Annotated in this window: 8 protein-coding genes; 3 read left to right on the top strand and 5 right to left on the bottom strand. The window is 65.4% G+C overall.

Going from position 1 to position 8180, the window contains the following annotated elements:
* On the top strand, positions 1 to 2269 hold a 2269-nt coding region (gene metE, locus AC2VOU_RS01115; RefSeq protein WP_486955692.1), incomplete at its 5' end, for a 5-methyltetrahydropteroyltriglutamate--homocysteine S-methyltransferase.
* 57 nt (positions 2270 to 2326) lie between these two features.
* Here metE and AC2VOU_RS01120 read toward each other — a convergent pair.
* Positions 2327 to 4069, bottom strand: a complete 1743-nt coding sequence (locus tag AC2VOU_RS01120) for a DUF3556 domain-containing protein (RefSeq protein ID WP_486955693.1) — start codon at positions 4067 to 4069, stop codon at positions 2327 to 2329.
* Positions 4070 to 4197: 128 nt separating this feature from the next.
* Between AC2VOU_RS01120 and AC2VOU_RS01125 the strand changes: the two genes are divergently transcribed.
* Both AC2VOU_RS01125 and AC2VOU_RS01130 read left to right on the top strand, forming a co-directional pair.
* A complete protein-coding gene (locus AC2VOU_RS01125; protein ID WP_486955694.1) occupies positions 4198 to 4671 on the top strand; it encodes a hypothetical protein in 474 nt (157 codons plus the stop codon).
* On the top strand, positions 4668 to 5060 hold the full coding sequence (locus tag AC2VOU_RS01130; RefSeq protein ID WP_486955695.1) for a thiol-disulfide oxidoreductase DCC family protein: 393 nt from the start codon (positions 4668 to 4670) through the stop codon (positions 5058 to 5060). Before AC2VOU_RS01125 ends, AC2VOU_RS01130 begins: the two co-directional genes overlap by 4 nt.
* Here AC2VOU_RS01130 and AC2VOU_RS01135 read toward each other — a convergent pair.
* The 4 genes from AC2VOU_RS01135 to AC2VOU_RS01150 all read right to left on the bottom strand — a co-directional run.
* Complete coding sequence (locus AC2VOU_RS01135; protein WP_486955696.1) at positions 5057 to 5938, bottom strand: DUF1295 domain-containing protein; 882 nt, start codon at positions 5936 to 5938, stop codon at positions 5057 to 5059. The two genes, AC2VOU_RS01130 and AC2VOU_RS01135, sit on opposite strands and share 4 nt — an antisense overlap.
* The gene (locus AC2VOU_RS01140; RefSeq protein ID WP_486955697.1) at positions 5935 to 6534 is read right to left on the bottom strand and encodes a TetR family transcriptional regulator; all 600 of its coding nucleotides are present in this window, start codon (positions 6532 to 6534) and stop codon (positions 5935 to 5937) included. Before AC2VOU_RS01140 ends, AC2VOU_RS01135 begins: the two co-directional genes overlap by 4 nt.
* A complete protein-coding gene (locus AC2VOU_RS01145) occupies positions 6531 to 7304 on the bottom strand; it encodes an SDR family NAD(P)-dependent oxidoreductase (protein WP_486955698.1) in 774 nt (257 codons plus the stop codon). The genes AC2VOU_RS01140 and AC2VOU_RS01145 overlap by 4 nt, the downstream gene beginning before the upstream one ends.
* On the bottom strand, positions 7301 to 8180 hold an 880-nt coding region (locus AC2VOU_RS01150; RefSeq protein WP_486955699.1), incomplete at its 5' end, for an NAD(P)H-dependent amine dehydrogenase family protein. The genes AC2VOU_RS01145 and AC2VOU_RS01150, both read right to left, overlap by 4 nt.

Consider the following 8180-nt stretch of genomic DNA (forward strand, 5'->3'; position numbering starts at 1 on the left):
CGCAACACCATATACCGCCACCGTTACCGGCTCACCGCGCATCGGCCCGAAGCGCGAACACAAGCGCGCCACCGAGAGCGACGGGAAGGGAAACATCCGCCGCGCAGAGCGGGAACACGGCGCCGCCACCATCCGCCGCGACACCTGGGCGCAGCTGGCCGACGCGGGCCTGGACTCGGTGCCGGTGAACACCTTCTCCTACTACGACCAGATGCTGGACACCGCGGCGCTGCTGGGCGCACTGCCCTCGCGCGTCGAGGTCGTCGCGGATGACCTGGATCGCTACTTCGCCGCGGCCCGCGGCACCGAGGACATTGCGCCGTTGGAGATGACCAAGTGGTTCGACACCAACTACCACTACATCGTCCCGGAGATCGGGCCGAACACCGAGTTCTCCCTACACCCGGACAAGGTACTTTCAGAGCTCGAAGAGGCCCACGAGCAAGGCATTCCGGCCCGCCCGGTGATCATCGGACCGGTCACGTTTCTGCTGCTGAGCAAGGCGGTCGACGGCGCGGGCGCGCCGATCGAGCGGCTCGACGAGCTGGTTCCGCTCTACAGCGACCTGCTCGGCCAACTCGCCGACCAGGGGGCGCAGTGGGTCCAGATCGACGAGCCGGTGCTGGTGACCGACATCTCGGCCGACGCCGCGGCTTTCGCCGAGCGCGCGTACAACACGCTGGGAGCACTAGAGCACCGGCCCGCGATCCACGTGGCCACCTACTTCGGCGACCCTGGCGCCACGTTGCCCGCTCTGGCGCGTACGCCGGTCGAGGCGATCGGTGTCGACTTGGTCTACGGCGCCGACACCGCGATCGTCGCGGTGCCGGAGTTGAGCGCCAAGATGTTGGTGGCCGGCATTGTCGACGGTCGCAACATCTGGCGCACCGACCTGCAGGCGGCCCTGAGCACGCTGGCCGGCCTGCTCGGTTCGGTTGGAGCCCTTGCCGTCTCGACGTCGTGCTCGACGCTGCATGTGCCGTATTCGCTGGAGCCCGAGACCGACCTGGACGACGCGCTGCGCAGCTGGCTGGCGTTCGGCGCCGAGAAGGTGCACGAGGTTGTCACGTTGGCCAAGGCGCTGAAGGACGGTCGCGATGCGGTGGCCGACGAGATCGCGCAGTCCAACGCGGCGGTCGCGTCGCGCAAGAACGACCCACGGCTGAACAACAGCACGGTGCGCGAACGCCTCGACTCGATCGCCAAGTCCGGCGGCACCGAACGCGGACCGGCCGCGAAACGTCGTGAGGCTCAGATGGAGCGGCTGCACCTGCCGCCGTTGCCGACGACCACCATCGGGTCGTTCCCGCAGACCGTCGAGATCCGAAAGGCCCGTGCCGCGCTGGTCGCCGCCGAGATCGACGACGCCGAGTACACCCGCCGGATGCGGGCCGAAATCGCTGATGTGATCACGCTGCAGGAGAAGCTCGGGCTTGACGTGCTGGTGCATGGTGAGCCGGAACGCAACGACATGGTGCAGTACTTCGCCGAGCAACTGGACGGCTTCTTCGCCACCAAGCTTGGCTGGGTGCAGTCCTACGGCAGCCGCTGCGTGCGTCCGCCGGTTCTCTTCGGCGACGTGACCCGCCGGCACCCGATGACGGTGGAGTGGGCCGAGTATGCGCAGTCGCTGACCGACAAGCCGGTCAAGGGCATGCTCACCGGTCCGGTGACGATCCTGGCGTGGTCGTTCGTGCGGGATGACCAGCCGCTTGCCGACACCGCCAACCAGGTGGCGCTGGCGATCCGCGACGAGACAGTGGATTTGCAGTCGGCCGGTATCGCGGTGATCCAGGTCGACGAGCCCGCGTTGCGAGAGCTGTTGCCGCTGCGCGACTCTGAGAAGCAGGCCTACCTGGACTGGGCGGTCGCCGCGTTCCGGCTGGCGACGTCGGGCGTAGAGGACTCGACACAGATCCACACGCACCTGTGCTACTCGGAGTTCGGTGAGGTGATCGGTGCGATCGCCGACCTCGACGCCGACGTCACCTCGATCGAGGCGGCCCGCTCACACATGGAGGTGCTCAACGACCTCAATGCGATCGGCTTCTCGAACAGCGTCGGGCCTGGTGTCTACGACATCCACTCGCCGCGGGTGCCGAGCACCGACGAGATCACCAGGTCCTTGCACGAGGCGCTGAAAGCCGTTCCGGCTGACCGGCTCTGGGTCAACCCGGACTGTGGCCTGAAGACCCGCAACTCCGATGAGGTGAATGCGTCTTTGGCGAACCTGGTCGAGGCGACCAAGAAGGTCCGCGCCGACGCCTGAGCGCGCGCGTCGAGCGTGAAACTGTTGCGAAAAAATCGCTGAATTCTCGCAACGGTTTCACGCTCGGCGGGCGGTAGCCGACTGCACGTGTACCGGCACGTCGTCGGCCCAAGGTTGCCGCGTCACCATGTCGGCGACATGGACGTAGCCGCGCTCGAATTCACCTGTGGCAGCGTCGACCAACCGGTACTGCTGGGTCTGCCGGTGGACCGGCTGGGCGTCGAGCATCACGACCCGTACCTCGCCGGGCTCGAAGTGGCAGCGCTTCTGCAGCGCCGCGACCAATTGCTCGTTGCTGAAGTGGCCGTCGCCGAAGTTCCAGCCGATCGCGGTGCTGGTGACGCGCTCACCGTCGGTCAGCACGTAGTCGTCCTCGTTATGGCCGGCCATCACGCGGTGCGCCAAGGTGAACAACGCCCGACCGTGCGTATTGAACGCGCGGAAGGCATATCCCATGTACATCGGGATCTGCGCGGCTTCCTTGCTGCCGTAGAACTTCTCCAGCTGTGCGGCCGGCATGCTGGCGATCGCGACAATGTTGTCGACGATCTTCGCCTCCGCCGACGACTTGATGCACCACAGGGTGGTGTCCCAGTTGCCGGCGTAGTAGCGCATGCCGGTCAGGAAGGATACCTTGCGCGGCAACAGGTTTCCCGTCACGACGGTGCCGGTCACGACCGCAAACAGCAGCACCGGCAGCGGGGTGGTCAGGTCGCTCAGGCCGATCGAGGCGTGCCCGACGAACAGTGCGAGCACGGAAAACATCATGAACACGTTCCACTCCAAGGGCACCCCCATCGGGATCGACGACAAGATGCCGAAATGGAAACACAGCATGACGAACGCGGCGATCGCGGTCGCTGGGCCGCCGTGACTGAAGAACAACACCAATGGCACCAGACCCTCGATCGCCGTACTGAAATGCGCCAGCCATCGCGACAGCCGGCCCGGTCGCAGATCATCTGGAAAGTGTTCGAAGAACCTGCGTTTGATGAACCGTGGCCGGAACACCGGGTTGTTACTCATCATCGTCGAGATCACGAACGGAAAGTGCTTGTTGAGTTTGGATGTCGCCGCGCCGAGCCAAATCACCAGGCAGACCAGCTTGGCCGCCAGGATCATGTCCACGCCGTAGCCGGCGAACAGGAAGGTGACCGTGAACGATGCATACACCTCGCCGCGGGCGGCCAGGAAGATGACCTTGTCGCGCAGTCCCAGCACCGCCAGCACGCCCAGCACCGCCCAGATCTGCCAGGCCGGCAGCACTCCGACCGTCGTGCCCAGCGCCGGCATTGGGCCGGTGCCGTCGGAAAAGACCGCGATCACCAGCAGCACCAGCAGCGCGCCGTAGAGCAACGCGTCGAACAGGGTCCGACTATCGCCCCTAGTCAACGGAACCCGGTCTGGCCACGGTGGCAGTCGGATGGTGCCGGGCCGCAGCCAGTACAGGATCGAGCCCATCGGCGGAAAGAAGCGGTTGTTCAGCGGGCCGAAGCCGCAGCCGAGACCGACCACTTCGAACAGCATCGTGTAGAGCACGACCTTCTCGAACACGATCGGTTCGGCATACCAGTGCGCCACATCGGTGAACCCGTGGATGCCGTCGGTGGTCAGCGCCAGTAGCCAGGCCGCCAGGATGTACAGCACGATCTTGACGACGTAGAACAGGTGCAGCAGCACTGGCGTGCCAAAGCCGACCTCGGCCCAGTGCCGGGCCATCGGAATGATCTTCTCGGAGCGGGTGCCCTTGCTCCACTCCTCGAAGTCGACCTGCGGGGTGTCCTGTTTCAGAAATCCCATGGCGGCAAGACTAGAACGTGTTCTAGCCCGATGGCTCCTGTTCGTTGTAAACCTTGTTGCCAGAATTCTTGATTACTACTCTGCGTAGTAGTAGAATGGATGTCAGGCGTTGAGGACGGTGATCCGCGATGACAAGTCAGCTATCAGAGCAACCAGGCTCCGCCAAGCGTCCGCTGCGCTGGGCGGCAATACTTTTCGCTGTCGGTTGGGCCGTCCACGTCGGTGATCACCTGCGCCGGGGCATGGCAGCGTCACCACACGCGATCATGGTCGGTGGCATGATTCAGGGCTTATTCGTCGTAGTCGCCGTCCTGATGGCCGTCACCGGTCACCGCAGGGCACCGGAAGCGGCAATCGCGGTCGGCTTCGGCAGCGCCATCCTCTTCACCTACGCGCACCTGTTGCCGAGTTACTTTCCCGCTTACCAGGACAGTTTTGTGTCCGGCCCACGCATCAACGTGACGTGGTTCTCCGGTGACAGCGCCGCTGCCGAGATCGGCACCGGCATCGTGTTCGCGGTCGCCGGCATCCGAGCGCGACGCCCTCCGACCGGCGTAGGCTCGGTAGTGCAACTGCGGTCACGGCAGGGGGTCGCCCGATGAGGCCTGCACCATTGATGGGCACACTGTATTTCGACGGGGCATGCGGAATGTGCACCCGTTCGCGGGATTTGCTGCTGAAATTCGACCGCACCGGCAGGATACGGACCGAGCCGCTCCAGGGCCCCGGCGTCGCCGACCGCCTCGGCGTCGCGCCGGCCAGCCTGCTGGATGCGGTGCGATGGCTGGACTCGGCCGGCACGATGTACTCCGGCGCCGAGGCCGTCAACGCCGCTGTCTCGACTGCGATCGGCAGTCGAGTTCCGCTGGCGATCTACCGAATTCCCGGTATTCGAGTGCTCGAGGACGTCGTCTACCGATGGGTGGTCGGGCACCGGTACAAGTTCCCCGGAACGACGCCGTACTGCGAGTCTTATCCGACCGCCTGCTAGACGCGGCGGGGCGGGCGCGGCACGAACTTCGACACCCGGTCGATCACGTCTTGATATTCGGGTCGCCGCTGGAGGCTGCGCGTCTCCATCATCGGGATGCTGCCGCCGAGGAACATACCCAGCATGCCCAACGCGCCCAGGCACAGCCACCACGCGTCCGGCGGCGAGACGGCCACCCCGAAGAGCGCCAGCGAGACCCAGAAGCCGAACTCCCCGAAGTAGTTCGGATGCCGCGACCACGACCACAGCCCGCGGTCCATCGCTGCGCCTTCCTCGCCCTCCGCTTTACGACGGACGAAGCGGTGCATCTGCACATCGGCAGCCAACTCCAGTACCACCGCGGCCAACCCCACCACGAACGCCACATCAGTCAGCCAGCCGATGTCGCCACGCGGCCAGGTCACCACCGCATACACCGGCAGCATGCCGGCGAACACCAGCAGCGTCGGGATGAGGTGAATGGTCACCAGGTCGACGACGAATTCACACCGACCGGCCTTCTCGCGGAACATCGGGTAGCGCCAATCTTCATGGTGAAGGCCGGGAAAGCCATCCAACCAATTGGCAGTAAGGCGGATCGCCCACAGCACCACGACCACCGCGATCAGCCAGCACCGCAACTGCTGCACACCGGATTGGCTCCACCAATAGAACAGCAGCAACGGTGGAATCACGCTCCAGTAGGCGTCGTAGAAACTCGAATTCCGGTAGGCCCGGCTGAACGCGAAGATCACCAACGTGGCCAGCACATCGGCGTACAGCGTGTCCAGCACCAGTTGGCCGGTGTGCATACCCCACCGCAGCCAGCCCGCGCCGACCGCAATCGCGGCGGCATAAGCCACCACCACCAGCGCCAGCGAGTGCGCCTTGCTTCTCATCGCTTTCTCTCCCAATGTGGGCTCTTGACGGCCTCGAGCGCTTCGGTGACATAACGATCCAGTGCCCGCGGTTTCTTCGCCGACTGGCGCACCCACCGCTGGAACGCGAAATCAGCCGCAGCAAAGGCTAATTGAACCAAAAGGGCCGGACGGATATCGCGGTCGGCGTCGGCCCCCATCCGGGCGGCAACCAACCTGGTGGCGCGTTCCTTGTCGGCGGGCAAATGCACGGTCAACTTGCCGAGCAAGTCGGGGGCGACCAGCAGGGCCGCCCGCCACTCTTCGGTGTCGGCGGTGCCGAACGACCTGGTTCGGGTGATGATCGCAGTGATCAGCGCCTCGTCGGGCCGCTCGTCGGCCGGTCGTTCTTCGAGTAGTCCGACGATCGCGGCGCCGCCGTACCGAACCGGCGCCAGCAGCAACTCCTCTTTTGTCGGCACGTAGCGGAAAAATGTGCGCGGCGAAACCCCTGCGGCCGAGGCGATTTCCTCAGTCGTGACGGCGTCATAGCCGCGCTCGATGAACAACCGGAAGGCGGCGCGGCGAATTTCGGCCCGAATCTGCGCGCGTTGTCGGTCGCGCAGTGTTTCGGTCATCGAAAGCTGCCGATGCCGCCGTCGACGTGAATGGTCTGCCCGGTGATGAACGTCGCGTCGCTGCCGAGCAAGAACGCGACCAACGCACCCACGTCGTCGCGAACATCGCCGATCCGCTTCATCGGAACGCGCGCCACGGCCTTGTCGTATTCCTTGGGGGCGAACGACTTCCAGAACTTGACACCGTCGGAATCCGCGAACGGGCAGACGACGTTGACCCGGATGTTGTCCCGACCCCATTCCAGCGCAGCGACTTTCGACAGCCCGCGAATGGCCTCCTTGGCGGCGGCGTATCCACCCCATTTCGGTTCGCCGCCGGTGCCGGTGCCCGAGCCCAGGTTGACGATCGACCCCCCGCCGTTCGCGACCATCAGCGGATGCACGGCCTGCATCAGCAGGAAACTCGCGCGCGGCCCGACCTCGTGCCCGAGAGCAAAGTCCTCGCCGGTGATGTCCACGAATGCCTTGGGTTCGTTGGTGGCGATGGCGTTGTTGACCAGTCCGTGCACCGTGCCGAAGGCGTCGACGGCCGCCGCGGTAATACTTTGGCCCGCTTCGGGATCACGCAAATCGGCGACGAAGCTCTGGACCGGCCCATGCGCTTGGAGTTCCTCGGTCGTGACGCCCAATTTGTCGTCTTGGATGTCGACCAGCAGCACCGACGCCCCCCGTCGCAACAGTGCCTCGGCGATTCCTTTTCCGACGCCCTGGGCGGCACCGGTGATGATCGCGACGTGACCGCGCATCGAGCCCGGATGGGTGTAGCTCACGTCACCAGGCCCGGGGCCGGCCGGCCCGCGAACAGCGGCAGGTCCAGGTAGGTCTTGATGCCGGGTTCGGCGGCACAGACGTCGGGGATGGCGTTGACGCAGTGGTTGGCCGTGACCACCACGCCCGGATTCTTTACCAGGCCTTCGGCGATCGTCTCTGGCTGTAGGCCCTTGAAGGTGAGCTTCACCGGCGGGTCACCGGTGACCTCCACTTCGAAGCGTTCACCGGTGCCGCCGAAATCCCATGCCGGCTCGAGGTTTTCCTCGCCCATCAGCCAGTTGACCGCCGCGGTGATCACCGGCTCGCCGTCGACCAGTGCCTGCCAGCGGAACCGGCGCGCGGCGACGCTGCCTTTCGTGATCGGGAACGGGGCATAGTCGATCTCAGCGGTGGCCACCGCGACGTCCTGGATCGTCCTGATGTTGGCGTCGATCCGAAAGCCCATGTGGTCGGCGATCATTCGCACCGACTGCTTGAAGCCGGCTTCCAGCAGCCCCGCCATCGGCCCTCCCATGGCTTCCTCGGGTGTACCACCGAAGCCCATAATGTGGCGCACCACGTCCGGCGCGTTGTAGGTGCGGATGTCGGAGAACTCTTCGGCGCGGACGTGCGTGACGGCCGAGCACAGCGAGGAGATCATCAGCGGGAAGCGCTCGGTGATGCCGCCGGGATGGATGCCGGACCCGTGCAGTGTCACCCCGGCTTCGACGGCGGCGTCGGCCACCGCCCGGTGACGGGGGTTGCCGGGGTCGGGGTACACCCAGCCCACCGGTGTCACGATGTTCTTGCCCGACCGTAGGATCGCGATGACCTCGTCATCGTTGGGAATCAGCGGGCTGTACATCACGCAATCGGCGTCGAGGGCCAGCAGCTCG

The organism is Mycobacterium sp. TH-M25 (assembly GCF_057473665.1).